Source organism: Bacillus sp. S2(2024), assembly GCF_050474045.1.
Lineage (GTDB): Bacteria > Bacillota > Bacilli > Bacillales > Bacillaceae_G > Bacillus_A > Bacillus_A yunxiaonensis.
The window spans coordinates 4,395,520-4,414,570 of sequence record NZ_JBFLUS010000003.1 but is presented as its reverse complement, the minus strand read 5'-3'; the positions used below and the strand labels follow the sequence as shown (position 1 = coordinate 4,414,570).

Genomic DNA, 19,051 nt, shown 5'->3' with positions numbered 1-19,051 from the left:
ATTTTAAGCTCCTTTAATTGGAATTGTGGCCGATGCCTTTGTTAACTTTACATTGTAAAGTTGTTCATCTAATTTTGTGACAGTACCATAAGGGAATGTACCTGTTTTTAATTTCTTCCCTTCTTCAACGCGGACAACAACGGAAGATTGAATTGGTAATCCTTTATATGAAATATGAATGAAGTTATCTTCATAAGATACGGAAAGATCCCCTTTTTGAAAAATCTTTATTAGCTCGGTTGCTTCGCTTTGTGTCATGCTTTGCATTTGAGGGTACCATTTATGAATATCTTCTATCATAGAGCGATAAGAGTGAAATAATTCATCCCACGTTTTGTTTTCTGAACGTTTCTCATCAAGGACATCGTCTGGATGAACAAAATGAGAGACAACTCCAAAATTAGCAGCAACATCTGCTAATGTAAATTGATCTTCTACTGATAATAAGTAACCACTTGTTATACGTGGGAAATGATAAAGCTTCGGATTGTTTGCATCTTTTTCAAATTCTTGAATAAAACTACCACCTGTTTTACCTCCGGCATATAAGGAAGCGATGGTTTGTAAATCAGGAACGGCTTTTATCAGAGCTTGTATTCCTGTTGAATTAATGATATTAGAAGGTGGCACATAAGTTTTTAATTTTTCATTTGGAAAAAAATTATGAACGAGTTGTTGCACTTCTATCAAAGACTTTTCCATGTCGCTTTGGGTTTCCCATGGTACATATTTAAGAGACTTATCAACAGGATCTGAAGATAATAGTAACGGTTGATGGTTATAACCATGTATCCCAATTTCTCCACCGTTTTCTAATAGTGGTCTACCAAAAATTAAATAAGTATTTCGATCTTCCATAGCGAAATCTTCAAAAGGCGGTTGCACTTTATTTTCATAGGTTCCGATTGCAACACTAGTATATTTAATACCAAGTTGCTCAGAGAGGCTATTCATATCTTTCCACCAATAGTTTTTGTAAAATTCGTCAGTTGTTATAGGTTCTTTCGTTATATGTTGTAAGTTTCCGCTTGGTATAGGTGATGGGAAATCGTCAATATACATAATTTCTGCACCTAATTGTGCAGTTGTAAAAGCAGGGAAAATAGAACCTAAAGATTGGACAAAGAGACCTCTTCCTAATTTACCGTCTAGAGCTGTTGTATTCCAATAAAGTACTTCTCCATCTTCATAAGTATTAGTCCACATAATGGGTATATTTTCTGCTGTAATCCAAGTTGTTGTTGTCGGGCTGAGTGATACATTCAGGGAATTGTGTGTGAATAGATTAGAGTCTTTTGGAACTTCTGGATACCCAGGAAATAATGGTTTATCAAAAGTAAGTCCTTCTACATTTTGAAAATTTCCATTTGTTTCGATGCCAAATAGAGCGTTCCAAGAAGAATCCGAAGCCATTCGATTTGTAACGATAAGTCTTCCACCTTCTTTAACGAATGTTTGCAAAGACTTCTTAGGGAATTTCCCTATATCTTCTCCGCTTAGTATTATTCCCGTATACGGAGATGGTTTGATGTTTTCAATATCATTTATGTTTACATCTGTATAGTGAACATGTGCATAATTCATTGCCTGTTTTAGATTAGATTCAATCTGCTTTCCTAGTTTATCGTCTGGCTTGGTATAATATAAATGAATTTCTTGCCCCTTTTGTAAAGGTTTTTTTTCATTTAATATTTCAATTTTTTCTTTTTGCTGTGATGCTTGAACCGGGAAGATTTTATAAAAACTGTTAGAGCGATATAAAACAACTAATAGAATGGCAGTACATAGTACTAAGAAAATAATTGCTATATTTATATTAAGCTTCCTTTTCAACCTGTATCCCTCCAAATTGATAAGCAAAGAGCTGATATTTACGTGGCAGTTGATCCAATTGATTTTTATAAATTAATGTATCTAGCAAATCATATAGCTTTGACCAATATCGTTGTGAATAGTATAGCTCAAGTAAACCAGCATACCCGTAAAATGATTCAGGATATTCTTGTACGAGAGTTGTAAAAGACTCTTCTGCTTTCTGATACTCTTTTTTATACATGAAAAGTGTTCCTAGGTGAAATTGGTAAATAGGCTCGTGAGGGAAGTGTTTTCTTCCTTGTAGAGCCATCACTATGAATTCATCAATCAATTCTTCTTTTTGTTGAGAAGAGAGAAGCCCACTTTCTATGTAGCGTACATAATGTGACATTAATTCATTTGCACTTTCATGTTGATAATTTTGACTAAATTCTTGTTTTAAATAGTGAATGTCTTTCCTGTAACGTTCATTTAGTGCATGGATGGTAGTTGCCGCATAATGGACTGTTTCTGGATCTTTATGACGAACAGCTTCTTTTAGCAATTTGCCCTCATGTAGTACAGGAGATAAACTTAGCTGTACAATAAGTTGCTTTTGAAGATCTGGTTGGTCTAATTCAAGTCCAGACGTAAATGAAATGATTTCCATATCCTGTTTAGCAGACTTTACAATCTCTTCATAGTTACGTATTTTAAAAGTTACATAATTGGAGTATTCGTCTATCCAAGTAAGATTTTCATATTTAGAGATGATTGAAAATTGTACGATGGATAGAATTAGACCCACAACAGGAAATATGATAGAAAGAATTAAGCCAAATAGAAGCATCCCTCTTTTTTCTACATGTACTTTTTTTTTCAAAATGTAATATGCAAGCAAAATAAGAACAGCATATATAAGATAAAGGAAAAGAAAGATCATTACATCACCACCAATTCTACTTTAAGTGCTTTCATAATACGATCTTTCACTATGGATAGAAACTGCCCTTCTGTCCCTGGTAACAGAACCATAACCTTCTGTTCCTCAACTTTATATCCGAAGATGTCTATATCTCTAAGATGTTCCTTTAATACACGATTTATGATTTGTAAGGAAGGTTGATCTGCAGAGAATTCAAAATAGGAATAAGGATAATCTAAAATTTTGTAGCGCTCTTTTTCAATTTTAAGCAAGTGTTCAAATTCCGTTTCATAATAAATATCAGTTTCAGGGAAGGTTCGACTTGCTTTATCAGCTAGCCAAATATCAGAAGCGTTTTCAAGTCGATTACTCATCCATCGTAAATACCAAACAAATAATTCAAACTGTTGAGATGTTACTTTTGTAAAATCAATGTCATCTAGAATAATTAAATATTGTATTTTTTCTTGAATGCTGACAGGACCAACAAGAAGAGGAGCATCCTCAGTATCAGTACGTGTTCGGAAAAAAGGTTTGTTATATTCTAAGGCTTGCTTAATGACCGATGAAGCTTCTTTTACAAATATAGATTGTGGTAATTTTTTAGGATGAATTTCTGAGCGGAGTTTAATACGTAGCGAATGTTTATTGTCATCAACGTAGTAAATTCCGATTCTTTGGGCACCAAAATATTGTTTGAGTACATTCATTCCCTCATCCAACACGATTTCAGGATGGGCATGATTAAGGGCTTTAAAGATGTGAAACATTGTAGATAAATGATTATCTGATTCAAGAATACGTGACTTTAAAGTTAATTTTGTTTCATGTAGCTGTTCCACAGTTCGTTTTAATTCTTCATTTTCTTTTTGTAATTCGATATTTGTAATATGAATATCTTGATAGCGTTCCTTTTGAGAGGTGCTATTTAGTCCACAAGATACACTTGCAATAAGTAAAACACACCAGTTCATCCAGTGGTTAAGAGATAGAAAATAAAGAAAAACATCTTCTCCTCTATATATACCTATCAAAATGCTATATAAAAAAGATTCTAAAAATACAAATAAAGCAATATTCATGCCATATCGATTAGAAAATAATATTACAACTAACATGGTTACTAAATATTCGTAAGAAGCCCAAGGGGTATGCAGATGTGAAAAAATAATTGCCATTATAATAAAGGTAATAGTCGGTTCGATAATTTTTCGAATGACATTTGATTGTTGATAATACATGAGTAATCCCTTCTTTCAGTAAGAGAATTTTAATTCGAAAAAGAATAAGCTAAAAGATATGAAACAAGCTCCTCATAATTATAAACAGGAATACACTTTTTGGAAATAATATATATATTTACAGAAAATTCGAAATTAATTAAAAGGAAAGTAGTTGAAAAAAAAATAGATGCTAGTTATAATTTTCTTGAAAATAAAATCTCTTAAGGGCAAATCTATTGAAAGATAGAGACGCAAAGTCACAGATCTAAGGCGAAGAGTGCTATGGTGGCTGGACTGCCGTAATTTTACAACTTTAGGGGGAAAACGTAGAGGGGGAAGTTTCGCAATGCTTTTTAATCGTTTTGTATCTATACTTGTAGTATTTTCACTTGTTATTACATTTTCTACCACATCTGTAAAAGCTGCCACAGTAAATCATAAATTGAGCAATGTGAAGAATTTTAAAATTTATTACGGAGAAGCTAATGAACAAGTAATTAAAGAGTTATCTAAATATGATTTAGTTATTATTGAACCATATGCATTTACACAACAACAAATTGCAGAATTAAAAGCATCGGGAACGAAGGTTCTTGGCTATGTTAGTGTTATGGAACTGGAAGCTTGGCATAAATCGAAAGTGACAGAAGCCGATTATTATTATTGTAATAATAAAAGAATGAAAATCAAACAATGGGATACATATGTAATGAATATTTCTAGTTCTCATTATAAGGATGTTGTAATGGATAAAGTGGAACAACAAATTGTAAAAAAAGGTATGGATGGTGTGTTTCTAGATACAGTTGGCGATATTGATGACTATTTTTATAATAAACCAGCTGAACAGAAGAAGTTTAGAAATACGTATGATACACTTTTAAAGCAAATAAAAAATATAGATTCAAACTTAATTCTAATGCAAAATTGGGGATTTGATACAATTAAAAATACATCATTGTATGCAATAGATGCTGTATTGTGGGAAGATTTTAATCGTAAAGTTGTTGCTAAAGATAAATGGAGCCAAAATTGGATTAGTTACTTTAAAGCACAAAAAGATCAAGTAAAAACATTCACTGTGGCGCCTAACGTTGCATCTCAACAGTATAGTTTGGCACAGGGGTTTGTTTCTACAGTAAATGTAAATGATATTTATAATAATTAAGTAAACGTCTTTTAACATTAAAGAGATATTCTTTAGCTTATTTTATATAAGTAATTTAGAAGTTGTGGATACCTAGAGGTTAGTTTATTATATGAAATGATTGAGAGAATGAGTAAACACATGATGAAATGTGTATTTGCTCGTTCTTTTTTTATGGTAGAATTTTATCCCGCATTAACGGACAGTAAGGCTCGCACCTCAGGATTCAGAGAGATAGGTGGGGGATGAAAAAAACACTAATGGAAGATTCACTTTATTAAAGCCACCTAGAAATAGGCGGCTTTTTTTGGTAGTTCATGAATTGGAAATAAAGAGAATTAGGAGTTCTTCATTTCATCCACTATTTTTTCTGCTAAACGTCGATACATATTACTCATGGTTACGAAAGATGTAAGCAATAAAAACTTCTCAAAATTTTCATTTTCGAAGATAGCAGTTTCTGCTTTCACTTCATCTACTCGATTGTTTACATCATTTTTAAAGTTTTTGATATTTGTTTCTGTTAGATGGAGGTAACCTTTATACAGAGCATCTAGTTCAAAATCGTCCTCGTGTACTAATTTTTCATTAATTTCAACTATTGAACTTTTTATGTCGTTAATAGAAAGTGCCCCTTTTAACTGATAAATTAAACTAATTAAGATTATATGCTCTTTAGAGTATTTTTTATTTTTAATAGGAAAAAACAGTTTTCCTTTTGCATAGTTGTTAATCATGGTTTTCGTTAGTACTTTTTCATCTTCATTTCTAGTTGTCATGTTGTAGCTATTTTCAAATAGCTGAACGACTTGATCTACATATAAATCTACATTAGGGATATCTTCAAGTGTAATTTTTTTTTCTAAATGTAATGTTTCTAGTAAATCTTTTATATTTTCCATATGAAACCCTCACTTTTATAGGAATGATGTAAATTTTTATGCTGCTGTGCCCACCTCAATGTTATGGGAAACAAGGTGAGGGCAGATGCTCGGTTAGTTTAACTAATTATCAGTGGGTGATAAAAAATGCTCACTGATGGAAGCTTCACTTTATTAGTGATTATAACTTTCTGTGGTTATTCCTGTATATTTAATTATAGTATTATGAAACATATTACTTGTAAATGTTGACCTTCAGAAATGATAGTTATATAATTACATGTAGTTATTAAAACTATGTGTGATTATATAGGGGGTTGTTAATGTGGATTCTTATGTGAGAGAACCGGTTAATGCATTTACGCATTTTGGAGGTGCAATTTTATCATTCGTCGCACTTCTTGCCATGTTAGTCAAAGTTTCTATAGAAATGCCGTCTGTCACTACAATTTCAGCAGTCATTTTGTTTGGGTTGGGGATGATGATTCTCTACGCTGCATCCACTGTATACCACATGGTTGTTGCAAGCGATCGTGTCATTTACTTTTTTAGAAAACTAGATCATTCCATGATTTTTGTTTTAATTGCAGGTACATATGCACCTTTTTGTTTAATTACGTTACAAGCCGAAAAAGGTTTGCTATTGTTCATATTGGTGTATGCAACCGCTGTGTGCGGAATTATTTTTAAAATGTTTTGGTTTAGTTGTCCTAGGTGGTTATCGACATCTATTTATCTTTTAATGGGATGGCTAATTATATTCTTTTTTGCTCCATTATCAGAAAATCTCAGTACAAATGGTCTCGTGCTATTGATACTAGGGGGGGTATTTTATACGATTGGCGGATTTATTTACGGTGCAAAACCGAAATGGTTGGAATTTAAATATATGGGTCATCATGAAATTTTTCATATTTTTGTGTTACTAGGTAGCCTTGCTCACTTTTTATGTGTTTACTTCTACGTAATTTAGTATTTGAATATAAATAAAAATTAATGTTCGATAAGAAACTTTACAGCTTAATGAATTTTTGTATATATGAGGAACATTTCAAATTACACATAAAAAACTCCTAATCTAAGGAAAAAAGATAGGAGTTTTTTCGTTAAAAAGAGCCGTATTTTTATCCCGCTATTTGTGGAGGATTACTCCCTTCACTGATAGAAATGCCCTCTGATTGTAATGATTTTATAAATAAAGGTATTTTGTGGGTTATATACTATTTTTTTTAGCATTTATTTTTATAACAAATGCTGTTATTATATTGATATCGTTTTCATAAATTAATGCATACTTTTCATTTTGGAAGCGCTTAAGTGAAAATGTATTATCCGTTGTAAAATTTTAAAAATACAAGCAGTTCCTCTGCTATATGTTGTTGGAGAAGAGGAACTGCTTTTTATTGTTAAAACTATCAAAAAACGAATGTATAATGTAAGGAGGTATCGTTGTGAAAAACTGCTTTGTTTTTCACAAGAATATATATGGGTAATGTTGGATTATTGCTTTCCGGTGCAACGCTCTTTTTAAATAGCCTTGTAATGCTAGGAAAAGCGGAAGAAAAGAGTATTGGTGTTTTTAATTTATTTGTAGGTATACTGCAAATTATTATTCCTTTTTATTTAATTGTAGTATCCGATCAAAGTAATTGGACAGTGTATTTATATGCGGCTACTTTTTTATTTGGTTTAACTTATTTATATGTAGGAGTTACTTTCATTGTAGGGTTAAAAGGTGATGGATTAGGCTGGTTTTCTCTTTGGGTAGCGATTATTGCATTATTTTACATGATTGTGGCTATTATACATTTTCATGATATCGTTAATGCGCTAACTTGGCTGATGTGGGCGTTTCTATGGTTCTTATTTTTTATCTCTAATGTACAGAAAAAGAATATCAATCATTATATTGGAAAAATAGCTTTTGTACAGTCATGGGTTACATTAACTTGTCCTGCTCTTCTTTCCTTGGTAGGTGTATGGGGAAATTCTTATGTATATAACTTATGGATATGTATATCGATTCTTTCGATTATATATTTCTGTGTTTGTACGTTTAAGGTGAAGGGAAATGTAAATGCTGTTTATAAAAATATAGATACGCACACGGGCTATTAATCAATAACTTTAAGTGGGCGCCTTATAACCTTCTTATGAATTAATGAGTATGAAATGAAAAGTTAATTCATGAGAGGGATTTTTTTGTCCTCTTTTTAACCTTGTTACAATTCAGAAAAATTTAATTATTACATATTATCTTTACTATATAAAAAGAAAAGATTTACAATAAGGGAGGTTATATTTACCAATATTTAAAATTATGGGACGAGGGATGGATAGAATGAAAAAGATAATTTCTCGCTGTTTAGTAACTGCAGCGTGTGTAATTGGGTTTTCACAAACCCCTGCTTTTGCAGCGGAAAAAAATGAAGTTCCTAAATTACAAATACCAGTAATGAGTGACACACATATTTCTGGTGCAAATCAAGCTGATAATTTTGCTAAGGCATTACAGGAGTATAAGGAATTAGCTCCTAACTATAAAGCTTTGGCTGTTGTTGGTGATCTAACAGATCAGGGACTTGATTCGCAGTATGATGAATTTAATAGAATTTTAAATACGAATATGAACCCAAATGCGGAAAAAGTGCTTTCAATTGGGAATCATGAATTGTTTGAAATGAGATTTTGGCCTAAGCCTTGGATTACGAATAAAACGTTAACAGATCGATTTATTAATAAAACAGGCATGCCAGGTGTTTATTATGATAAATGGGTAGAAGGGTATCATTTTATTTCACTTGGCGGAGAGGAAATGAGCGAGAAAGACTATGCGATCATTTCTGACGCGCAGTATAGATGGTTAGAAAAAACATTGGCAGTCCAAGCTAATCCAAAAAAGCCAATATTTGTTTTTCTACATCAACCCATTGATGATACAGTGTATGGCAGTGATGAGTGGGGCGGTGGTCTAAGAGACGGTAGATTAGCTAATTTATTAAAAAAATACCCGCAAGTAATTTTATTCTCTGGTCATTTACATTATATGGCTGATCATGCAAAAACGGCATATCAAGATGGATTCACGATGGTGAATACAAGTTCAATTGCCAATACTTTGTATGAAGGTGGGTATGGTCCAGATAAATCTTCACAGGGACTACTTGTTAATGTTTATGATGATAAAGTAGAAATAAAAGCAAGAGAGTTTAGTAATCATACATGGGTTAATTCATATACAATAAAAGTACCTTACGAGAAGACCATTGATGATACAGAAAAACCTGTCTTTCAGGATCATGCGAATATAAAAGTTGAAAATATAGTCGGAGATGAAATGACGATTTCGTGGGATCCTGCAATTGATAATACGCAAATTGATAAATACTACATTAAACAAGACGGTAAAAAGATACAAACTACATATGTGAAGTTTTGGGATAAAAACGCAAAAAATAACAGGGTTTCGGCAACCATTCCAAATATAAAGCCTAATACGAATTATCAATTTGAAATTGTAGCAGTAGATGCATGGGGCAATGAATCTAGTAATTCTTTAACTATTCAAGGTACGGCAACAAAACAAGCAGGCTGGATCCAAAGGGATGGAAAATGGTATTACTTAGATGAAGCCACTGGTGAAAAGAAAACAGGTTGGGTTCAATCTGATGGAAAATGGTACTACTTAGATAAAGATGGAGTTATGCAAACAGGCTGGGTTGAGCAAACTTGGAAGTGGTATTATTTAGGACAAGATGGAGCGATGAAAACAGGTTGGATTCAATCTGATGGGAAATGGTATTATGCTACGGATACAGGTATGATGCAAACAGGTTGGCTTAACTTGAATGGAAAATGGTACTATTTTGCAGGGAACGGAGCTATGCAAACGGGTGTACTTTCATATGGAAGTTCTAAGTATTATTTAGACAAAAATGGGGTTATGCAAACAGGCTGGGTAAAAGAAGGGAACATGAGATACTACCTAGACAGTAATGGAATGATGCAAACGGGTTGGATCGAAGATGGTAATACGAAATATTACTTAGATAGCAGCGGATTAGTGAAAGCAGGTTGGTTACGGATTGAAGGTACATGGTATTACTTAGACAGTAATGGAGCAGTAAAAACTGGCTGGTTACAAAGTGGGAGTACGTGGTACTACTTAGATAAAGACGGAGCGATGAGAACAGATTGGCTACAAAGCGGAAATACGTGGTACTACTTAGATAAAGATGGGGCGATGAAAACAGGCTGGCTGCAAAGCGGAAACAGTTGGTACTATTTAGCTGGTAGTGGCGCAATGCAAACAGGTTGGCTAGAAATAAACGGAAAATACTATTACTTTGATTATACGGGTGTATGGCGTCCATAAAAAGTATCTTAATAGTTTAGAATATATTATGTAAGGGAGAAAAGAATGAATAACATTCTTTTCTTTTTTTATTTCAAATTAAATATGGTAAGATTCCTAGCTCATAAAGGACATATAGGATTAAGCATGGCTTGCATAAGGAAATAAAAAGCATTTCATTTCTTTATGTAATAATATGGTAAAATAGAAACGATAGGTTGAATTACAAATTGATTTTGAGAAAAGAGAGGTTGAGTATATTTGAAGAAGTATATTCTCAATTTATTTTTCGCATGTATTGTAATACTATTTCCATTACATACATTAGCAGATACAATGGGGGGACAATCTGCTAAAACAATCAGTCCTAATAATGGAATGGCACAAAAACAAGGATGGATTGAAGAGTAAAGTAAAAGGCACTATTACGAAAATAATGTACTTGTAAAAGGATGGCTTGATTTGAATGGAAGTAAGTTTTATTTACACCCTGAAACAGGTGTAATGCAAACGGGGTGGATAAAAGATGAGAGTTTCACCTTATATGAATGAGCTTTTTATAAAGATAGCAAACTATTAATAGAAACAGATTTTTATTAATAGTTTGCTTTTTTATGTTACATTGATTTAGATAACATATTTTTAATTGAAATTTACCAGTAAAACTTTTTGTTCAGTTTACAAGAATTCGTTCTGAAAGTACCTTTTATATTGTAAAATGAAATTAGTATGAATTATAAGGACAGGAGAGATTAAGCTTCGATTATGCAAATGAAAAACCTGTTTCAAAGTAAAGGGTTTCAGAGGTTAGTTATATTAGGGTTACTTGTGCTTGTGTTATATGGGTTGAAAAGTATGTTTAATTTAATCTTAATTACATTTATTTTTACGTATTTAATGGACCGGTTTCAAAAATTTATCTCTCGCAAGCTGGAACATTTTTTACCGATTAATAGAAAAATAATTATTGCATTTCTGTACATAACATTAGTTAGTGGGATTGTTATCACATTATACAAATATGTACCAGTTCTAATGATACAAATTACACAGCTCGTGTATCAGTTTAATGTATTTGTACGAAATCCACCTGATAATGAAATAATTAGATATTTAGTTTCTGCAATTGATCATATAGAATTATCAAAGTATGTGAATCAAGGCGTGAACATCATTTATAGTTCGTTAGCAAACATTGGGAAAGTAAGCTTGCAAGTTTTACTTTCACTCATTTTAAGCTTATTTTTCTTGCTAGAAAAATCAAGAATTGTTGCGTTTACATCAAAGTTTAAAGGCAGTAAGGTAGCTGTTTTTTATAATGAAATTGAGTATTTTGGAAGAAAATTTGCTCGCTCATTTGGAAAAGTGATTGAAGCACAATTCCTCATTGCTATTGTAAATTGTGTGTTGTCTGTTATCGCGCTTTGGATTTTAGGTTTTCCGCAGTTGCTCGGATTAGCTTTAATGATTTTCTTATTGGGTTTAATTCCTGTTGCGGGTGTAATTATTTCACTATTCCCTCTTTGTATAATTGCTTACAATATCGGTGGCATGGTATATGTCTTATACATTTTAATTATGGTGGCAGTCATTCATGCAATTGAAAGTTATTTCTTAAATCCAAAGTTTATGTCAGAGAAAACAAATTTACCTATTTTTTATACATTCATGATTTTAATTTTCTCTGAACATTTCTTAGGGGTTTGGGGATTAATTATAGGGATTCCAATCTTTATGTTTTTACTAGATGTGCTAGAAGTAACGAGTGATGAGAAAGCAGAGCCTGTAAATGGGAAATAAATAACTGATAAACAAAAGGCATCCGTTTCCGATGCCTTTTTGTTTATCCCGCTATTCGTCGGGCTACCTCAAGGCCTCGAGAAAATAAGGAAGATAGGTGTGGGATAACTGCTGGCATACGCTCGCTCGGTTAGCGAGGGCTTTCCATCAGCAGGGGAGGAAAAAAGCTCTCATTGATGGAAGTTTCACTTTATAATTTATACTTTGATATGCCATACTGTAAGAAAAAGATAGAGGGGTGAAGAAATGGCTGTAAACGAGAAATATGAACTTGCAACATTTGCTGGAGGATGTTTTTGGTGTATGGTATCGCCATTTGAAGAGATGGATGGCATTATAGAGGTTGTGTCTGGGTATACAGGTGGTCATAAGGAAAATCCAACGTATAAAGAAGTTTGTTCAGAGACAACGGGACATTATGAAGCCGTACAAATTACTTTTGATCCGAATCGTATGCCATATAAACAATTACTGCACTTATATTGGCAACAAATTGATCCAACCGATGCTGGGGGCCAATTTCATGATCGCGGACAATCATATGAAACAGTCATTTTTTATCATAGTGAAGAACAGCGTGAAAAGGCCGAAGCATCTAAACTTGATTTAGAACAAAGTGGGCGATTTTCAAAGCCAATTGTCACGAAAATTTTACCGGCTACAACATTCTATCTTGCTGAAGAATATCATCAAGGTTATCATAAAAAAAATTCGTTTCGATATGCATTATATCTTCAAGGATCTGGGCGTGATGCATTTATAAAACAACATTGGCCCAAGGATAATTCTCATTTAAAAGAAAACTTAACAGAGATGCAATTTTATGTTACGCAAGAAAATGGTACAGAACCGCCTTTTCAAAATGAATATTGGAACCATAAAGAAGAAGGCATTTACGTTGATATTGTTTCAGGAGAACCTTTATTTAGTTCATTAGATAAATTTGATAGCGGTTGTGGATGGCCCAGTTTTACAAAACCGATGTTATCAGCAAGTATAAAAGAGAAAATGGATGTAAGCCATAATATGACGAGAACGGAAGTGCGCAGCAAAGATGCGGATTCTCATTTAGGACATGTATTCCCGGATGGCCCAGGACCAAATGGTTTACGCTATTGTATTAACTCTGCTGCACTGCGCTTTATTCCTAAAGAGGATTTACAAAAAGAAGGATACGGGGATTTTCTAATTTTATTTGGAAATAAAAAGTAACCTCATTTTGAGGTTATTTTTTTTGTTTAATTTCTGTATAAAACCCATAATTAATGGAAAAAGGTAAAGTTAACATTGGTAACTATAATTATTATTTTAGTAGTAACGACGCAATGCAAACGGATTGGTTTTTAATAGGTAAATATTGGAATTATGTACTTCCAAATGGTGTATTAAAGACAGGTTGGTTAAATGATGGATGGGAGGTACTAATTTAACGGGAAATGAAAACACCCGCTTTCTTAATATTAGTAAGAAAATGGGTGTTTCGTATTGTTTTAGAGTCATATTATTTTTTTGATATGAACATCTTTTGTATTAATTGATGAGTAACGTATATACCATAGCTTTGAATAATGAAAAAGCTAGGGATGATGAAATAACGGTATCTTGTTTGTACTTCAATTAGGAAATGAACGCATACATACCCAATAATAAGAAGTAAGAATAAGGTATATTGAAGATTTTTTTCTTTTTGTACAAGCAAAGATAGTAATCCGATAACACCAAATAGCATGGTGGCAATGTATATGTATTTTTCGTATTCCATAGATTTATCTTTTAAATTCTCTTTATTTAGCTGACCCAGGCTCCAGTAACCAGAAGCATCAATATCTCCCCACATATAGGCGAATTTATCTCCAAAGAGCTCTAACACTTTTTCCTTATCTGCAAGTCGTTCTTTAATGATCTTCTTTTCTTCTACTGTCCGTTCTTCACCTATCTCTAGGCTCATAACACGATTTGCATCTTCAGTTGAGTATGTTCCTTTTGTTTCGTAATTAAAGCCCAATACAAACTTCCAAAGAGGATCACGATTTGATAAAGGATACTTTGTAATTCCTGCTGCCATAAAAGATGCACTTATAAGATAATGAACAGTATAGAAGACAATGATGATACCAACAAATTTCTTTGTTGTGTTGAATATTGTTTGTTTATCTTTTCCAAGAAAGCCATCAAGGAAGAGGTAAATTGTTACTGCTAATAAAATGAGCATACCTAGAGGACGCATTACATCGCCCAGTGATAGAATAGCTCCTATGAAAATCCACATATACTTACTACTTAATCCTTTTGTTACTAATAAGTAGAAGCCTAAATAAAATAGAAATGTGGCAAGATGTTGATTGGTTAATATAGAACTCATGACAATGCTCGGAATATAGAAGGCATATAAGATCCCAGCAATACGCCCAGACCACTCATTAAAAACTTTTGATGTAATGCCGTATACAAATAGTGTAGTTCCTGTGCAATACAAGATATTTAAAAGCTTTAAGATGAACGTACTGTCACCAAATAATTTTACAACAAAAGCTTCATACATTGTAAATCCTAGTTGATACACCCATGTGGTGTAGTAGGAGGAAGTTGTAAAACTAAAATCGCCTTTAGCAGCTTGTACAGCACTCTCATACATGACTGCAAAGTCAGATTCAAGAGGTGTAGGGATTTTAATAATCCAAATAAATCGAATCGTAAAAGCGCAAACTATTAATAAAGGAATAAAAGTAACCCGAGAGAGAAATTTATTAGCGAGGTAACTTAGTAAGATGAGTAGAGCCATAATGGATATAATAATGGGTCCACTTATAAGGGTTCTAACTTGTAAAACCTCTTTTATAGCCCAATAAGAGTTCCATATAGCAAAGGCAAAAATGATAAGACACAATACAATTAAGAATTTTCCTAACAAATGGCTTAATCGGCTCCATCGTATATTTAACATAGATTTTTTGACACTCCTTATCACCGTGAGTTTCTAAGGTAAATCAATTACTTACATTCTTAGCGGTATGTGTAAAAAAGTATACATATATAAGGATACTGTTTTTTTATAGTCAGGAAAAATGTTTTTCAAAAAAGGGCTTGAAGTCACATAGTCTTTTACTTACAGTTCTGTTTTATATAACGTCTATCGTTGAGAGGGTATTAGCGGTACAAATGTGAAAATAGGCTGTTAAGAAAAAACTCCCAACAGCCTACGCATATAGTAAATTTCATTTACGATTATTTGTGTACTTATGGAACAAGTTTGTTTAGAACTGGGGTCTTTTTCAAAACCCATGCAATCATGGTACTTATGACTAATGTAATGATCACCTTACAAGGGATAGAGAAGATTGGGTGCATTGTATTTCCAATAGTTTGGAACAGATTATGTTCAAAAACAACAAGTATAAGCATGTGAACAAGATAAATACCAAAGCTTGTTTCATTGATGATATTTCCGATAGGAGATAGACGCTCTTTTCTGCGTGATATGTTGTATTTTCCAAAGATAAACAGTCCTATTGACACGAGTAATACGTTAGGTGAGAAATATTCATACCAGTATTCATCCAGTTGCCCACCGGCTTTTCTTGTATAGTAATACGTTAATGCAAATGTAGCAAATATCCCTAGTAGCCCCCCTATATAAGCTAATTTTCTCCATCTTGGTGTGATTTCGTAATTTGCTAAATAGTATCCTAGGATAAAATAACCTACATAATTTGATACATAATATAATTCAACGTTAAAGCTATAACCAAAGGAATGATTCATCCATTTTACAATAATAGATGCATAGAGCCAAAGAAGTAGAAAATATTGAATATCTTTTCGAGAAGCATGCTTCACAAAAATTTTCACTAATGGTGTAATCAAATATAAACCTATTATCATATAAAGGAACCATAGATGGTAGCTAATACCATTCTTTAGGAATGCTTTTATGAAAGTTTTAATAGAAAAATCAAAAGCACCGCGGAAATACCACCAGTATATGAAGTAAATAATACTCCATCCAATTAAAGGAATAAATACTTTATTTACACGTTTCCAAAGAAATTGCTTGTATTCAATGTCCTTCGAACCGCTTAATAATAATGCACCGCTAATCATAACAAACATAGGAACAGTGAAGCGCGAGAGGCTTTCAAATAGATTTCCTACTAGCCAGAATGACTGGTCATGATCATATAAATTCATTGTTACAACTGAGGCAGAAACATGGATTGTGATAACAGCGATTGTGGCAATAATGCGTAACCAATCCAGATATACAACTCGTTTCATAACTTTACTCCTCCAAATAAATTTTATCTTTAAAATAGCGATTATTCATTAAGTATAAATGTAGCATAAAATAGTCTAATTTCGTGAAAAAGATAGAATTGCCAAGTGAATATTGACAAAATAAGAAGAAATAATAATTATTTTGTTAGGGATTGTCAGATGAAGAAAAAAATATTTTCAATCTATTTATTTGCTAGTCTATTCATGCTGACTGCTTTATATGGAGAAAATGTACAAGCTGAAGGCATAAGTAAAGCAGGAACAGTGCAACAAGTTGCGCAAAATCAAAGCGGCTGGGTAAAAGATTATGGATTGTGGTTTTATTATGAAAATGGTATGAAAAAAACTGGTTGGCTTGAAGATGGTTACAATACATATTATTTAGATGGAACAAGCGGGGCAATGAAAACAGGCTGGTTCTTTGATGGATATTCATGGTATTATTTTGAACCAAGTGGAGTACTAAAAACGGGCTGGCTCTTTAATGGCGGAAGTTGGTACTATTTAGATCAAGAACTAGGTTTTATGCACACAGGTGAAGTGCATGATGGATATAATTTATATTATTTAGATATGAAAAGCGGAGCAATGAAAACAGGCTGGGTACATGACGGAGCTGGCTGGATGTATTTCAATGCAAATGGAACAGGACATACTGGCTGGTTAAAAGATGGTGGGGTATGGTATTACTTACACCCAGACTACTATTACATGGTAACAAGTTGGTGGCCTATTGATGGTAAATGAAATTATTTCAATAATAAAGGAGTTTGGCAGTATTCTGAATAAGCCTCATCTTAATTGAATATAAAAAATGCCTCTTGTATAGGATAATTTTCCTAATACAAGAGGCATTTTTTTATCCCGCATTAACGGGCAGTAATACTCCCACTGATGGAAGTTTCACTTTATTTTTGTGCAGCTTTTTCTGCCCATTCTTCTACGTTCCAAACCTTTGTAATCCAACCTTCATAAAAGTCTGGTTCGTGGCAAACAAGAACGATTGTGCCTTTATATGCCTTCATAGCACGTTGTAATTCTTCTTTTGCTGTTACGTCAAGATGATTTGTTGGCTCATCAAATAATAGCCAGTTACTTTCTGTTGCCATTAATTTGCATAAACGAACTTTTGCTTGCTCACCACCACTTAGTTGGCTCAATGGACGAGAAATATGCTCATTTTTTAAACCGCATTTCGCAAGCATTGCACGTACTTGATGTTGGTCTAAGTGTGGGAACGCATTCCATACATCATCAATTGGTGTAATATTTTCTGCTTTTACTTCTTGTTCAAAATAAGCCGGCTCTAAGAAATCACCAAGACTTGTTTTTCCGTTTAGCGGTTTAATTTTTCCAAGAATCGTTTTGAGTAATGTTGATTTTCCGACCCCATTACATCCGACAATTGCAATTTTCTCACCACGTTCAATTGTCATTGTTAATTTCGGTAATAGAGGATGTGTGTAGCCAATTTCTACATCTTCTCCTTCGAAGACAAAGCGGCTGCTTGCACGGCACTCTTTAAAAGAAAACTCAGGTTTCATAGCAGTTTCTGGACGATCAATACGCTCCATACGCTCCAACTGCTTTTGACGGCTTTTTGCACGTCCTGTCGTTGAGTAACGCGCTTTATTTCGTGCGATAAAATCTTCTTGCTGTTTAATGAATTCTTGTTGTTTTTGATATGCTTGTAAATGTTGATTTTTGTTGCTTTCTGCTAGTTCTAAGAACTTTTCATATGTTGCTGTATAGCGTGTCATTTTTGAGAATTCCAGATGGAAAATAACATTGACACATTTGTTCATAAATTCTGTATCATGGGAAATTAAAAGGAACGCATGTGGATATTCCTTTAAATAGTTTGTTAACCATTGAATGTGTTCAACGTCTAAATAGTTGGTCGGCTCATCGAGTAATAGTACTTCTGGCTGCTCAAGTAATAGTTTAGCAAGTAATACTTTTGTGCGTTGTCCACCACTTAATGCCGAAACATCACGATCTAAACCAATTGCATCAATTCCAAGACCGCGTGCTGCTTCTTCAATTTTAATATCTAATAAATAGAAACCGCCTGCTTCAAGTGCATCTTGCGCTTCTGCCATCTGTTCAAGTAGTACTTCTAATTCTTCTGGTGATGCTGTTGCCATTTTTTCAGTAATTGTATTTAACTCTTTTTCTTTCTCAAATAACGGTAAGAACGCATCTGTTAATACGTCACGAATAGTTCTTCCAGGCGTTAAAATTGTGTGCTGATCTAAATATCCGTAATGCGTACCTGGTGTCCATTCTACACGTCCTTGATCATGAATAAGTTGCCCTGTAATAATATTCATAAATGTTGATTTACCAACGCCGTTTGCGCCGACTAAACCAACATGCTCTCCTGCTAATAAACGCATTGATACATCTTTAAATAATGTACGATCGCCAAAGGTATGACCTAGGCTTTCAACTGTTAATAAGCTCATAGTGTCCTCCGCCCTGTTTGAAATAGTATCTTGAATCATGATACTAAATTCTTAAATATAAAGCTATCTTTTAACTTTAAATTATCACGTATTCCGTATGAATGGGAGATGTAACTTTATGGGAAAAATTATTTCGCTACTCGTGGGCAGTAAGACCCCGATTGGTGAGAGTTTTCCATCAGTG

16 protein-coding genes and 1 riboswitch are annotated in these 19,051 nt (G+C 33.3%); of the genes, 9 read left to right on the top strand and 7 right to left on the bottom strand.

All coding sequences use genetic code 11. The annotated features are described in order from the left end of the window. Nucleotides 1–3 precede the first annotated feature (3 nt). Genes AB1284_RS22395 through AB1284_RS22385 form a run of 3 tightly spaced genes read right to left on the bottom strand, consistent with a single transcriptional unit; the run spans nt 4 to nt 3,960 of the window. The gene (locus AB1284_RS22395) at nt 4–1,833 is read right to left on the bottom strand and encodes a DUF2194 domain-containing protein (protein ID WP_429752921.1); all 1,830 of its coding nucleotides are present in this window, start codon (nt 1,831–1,833) and stop codon (nt 4–6) included. Then, nucleotides 1,817–2,737, bottom strand: coding sequence for a tetratricopeptide repeat protein (locus AB1284_RS22390; RefSeq protein WP_429752922.1), 921 nt, complete (start codon nt 2,735–2,737; stop codon nt 1,817–1,819). Before AB1284_RS22390 ends, AB1284_RS22395 begins: the two co-directional genes overlap by 17 nt. Then, nucleotides 2,737–3,960, bottom strand: a complete 1,224-nt coding sequence (locus AB1284_RS22385) for a nucleoside-diphosphate sugar epimerase (protein WP_429752923.1) — start codon at nt 3,958–3,960, stop codon at nt 2,737–2,739. Before AB1284_RS22385 ends, AB1284_RS22390 begins: the two co-directional genes overlap by 1 nt. Nucleotides 3,961–4,158: 198 nt before the next feature. Beyond that, nucleotides 4,159–4,244: riboswitch (cyclic di-GMP riboswitch) on the top strand. A gap of 44 nt (nt 4,245–4,288) precedes the next feature. Here AB1284_RS22385 and AB1284_RS22380 point away from each other — a divergent pair. After that, nucleotides 4,289–5,110, top strand: coding sequence for an endo alpha-1,4 polygalactosaminidase (locus tag AB1284_RS22380; RefSeq protein ID WP_429752924.1), 822 nt, complete (start codon nt 4,289–4,291; stop codon nt 5,108–5,110). Between the two features lie 317 nt (nt 5,111–5,427). On the opposite strand, the gene AB1284_RS22375 is transcribed toward AB1284_RS22380, so the two are convergent. After that, nucleotides 5,428–5,991: a DUF1836 domain-containing protein gene (locus tag AB1284_RS22375; RefSeq protein WP_429752925.1), complete on the bottom strand. Its 564-nt coding sequence runs from the start codon at nt 5,989–5,991 to the stop codon at nt 5,428–5,430. Nucleotides 5,992–6,295: 304 nt separating this feature from the next. Here AB1284_RS22375 and trhA point away from each other — a divergent pair, with 304 nt between their 5' ends. From trhA to AB1284_RS22340, 7 genes are all read left to right on the top strand, one after another. Next, complete coding sequence (trhA, locus tag AB1284_RS22370; protein WP_429752926.1) at nt 6,296–6,943, top strand: PAQR family membrane homeostasis protein TrhA; 648 nt, start codon at nt 6,296–6,298, stop codon at nt 6,941–6,943. A gap of 512 nt (nt 6,944–7,455) precedes the next feature. Then, nucleotides 7,456–8,088, top strand: a complete 633-nt coding sequence (locus tag AB1284_RS22365; protein WP_429752927.1) for an AmiS/UreI family transporter — start codon at nt 7,456–7,458, stop codon at nt 8,086–8,088. Nucleotides 8,089–8,311: 223 nt separating this feature from the next. Then, nucleotides 8,312–10,345, top strand: a complete 2,034-nt coding sequence (locus AB1284_RS22360) for a fibronectin type III domain-containing protein (protein ID WP_429752928.1) — start codon at nt 8,312–8,314, stop codon at nt 10,343–10,345. 240 nt (nt 10,346–10,585) lie between these two features. Beyond that, on the top strand, nt 10,586–10,735 hold the full coding sequence (locus AB1284_RS22355) for a hypothetical protein (protein ID WP_429752929.1): 150 nt from the start codon (nt 10,586–10,588) through the stop codon (nt 10,733–10,735). 354 nt (nt 10,736–11,089) lie between these two features. Then, entirely contained in the window at nt 11,090–12,124 is a 1,035-nt protein-coding gene (locus AB1284_RS22350) for an AI-2E family transporter (protein ID WP_429752930.1), read from the top strand. 246 nt (nt 12,125–12,370) lie between these two features. Then, entirely contained in the window at nt 12,371–13,336 is a 966-nt protein-coding gene (gene msrB, locus AB1284_RS22345; protein ID WP_429752931.1) for a peptide-methionine (R)-S-oxide reductase MsrB, read from the top strand. 53 nt (nt 13,337–13,389) lie between these two features. Then, nucleotides 13,390–13,554 carry a hypothetical protein gene (locus AB1284_RS22340; protein ID WP_429752932.1) on the top strand — a complete coding sequence of 55 codons (165 nt, stop codon included), beginning with the start codon at nt 13,390–13,392 and terminating at the stop codon, nt 13,552–13,554. A gap of 71 nt (nt 13,555–13,625) precedes the next feature. Here the strand turns inward: AB1284_RS22340 and AB1284_RS22335 are convergent, their stop codons facing one another. After that, entirely contained in the window at nt 13,626–15,068 is a 1,443-nt protein-coding gene (locus AB1284_RS22335) for a glycosyltransferase family 39 protein (protein WP_429752933.1), read from the bottom strand. A 293-nt stretch (nt 15,069–15,361) separates the two neighbouring features. Then, nucleotides 15,362–16,399 (bottom strand): acyltransferase, encoded by a 1,038-nt coding sequence (locus AB1284_RS22330; protein WP_429752934.1) that lies wholly within the window; start codon nt 16,397–16,399, stop codon nt 15,362–15,364. A 159-nt stretch (nt 16,400–16,558) separates the two neighbouring features. On the opposite strand from AB1284_RS22330, the gene AB1284_RS22325 reads away from it, so the two are divergent. Then, the gene (locus AB1284_RS22325; protein ID WP_429752935.1) at nt 16,559–17,146 is read left to right on the top strand and encodes a hypothetical protein; all 588 of its coding nucleotides are present in this window, start codon (nt 16,559–16,561) and stop codon (nt 17,144–17,146) included. 161 nt (nt 17,147–17,307) lie between these two features. Here the strand turns inward: AB1284_RS22325 and AB1284_RS22320 are convergent, their stop codons facing one another. Then, nucleotides 17,308–18,906: an ABC-F family ATP-binding cassette domain-containing protein gene (locus AB1284_RS22320; RefSeq protein WP_429752936.1), complete on the bottom strand. Its 1,599-nt coding sequence runs from the start codon at nt 18,904–18,906 to the stop codon at nt 17,308–17,310. Nucleotides 18,907–19,051: the final 145 nt, after the last annotated feature.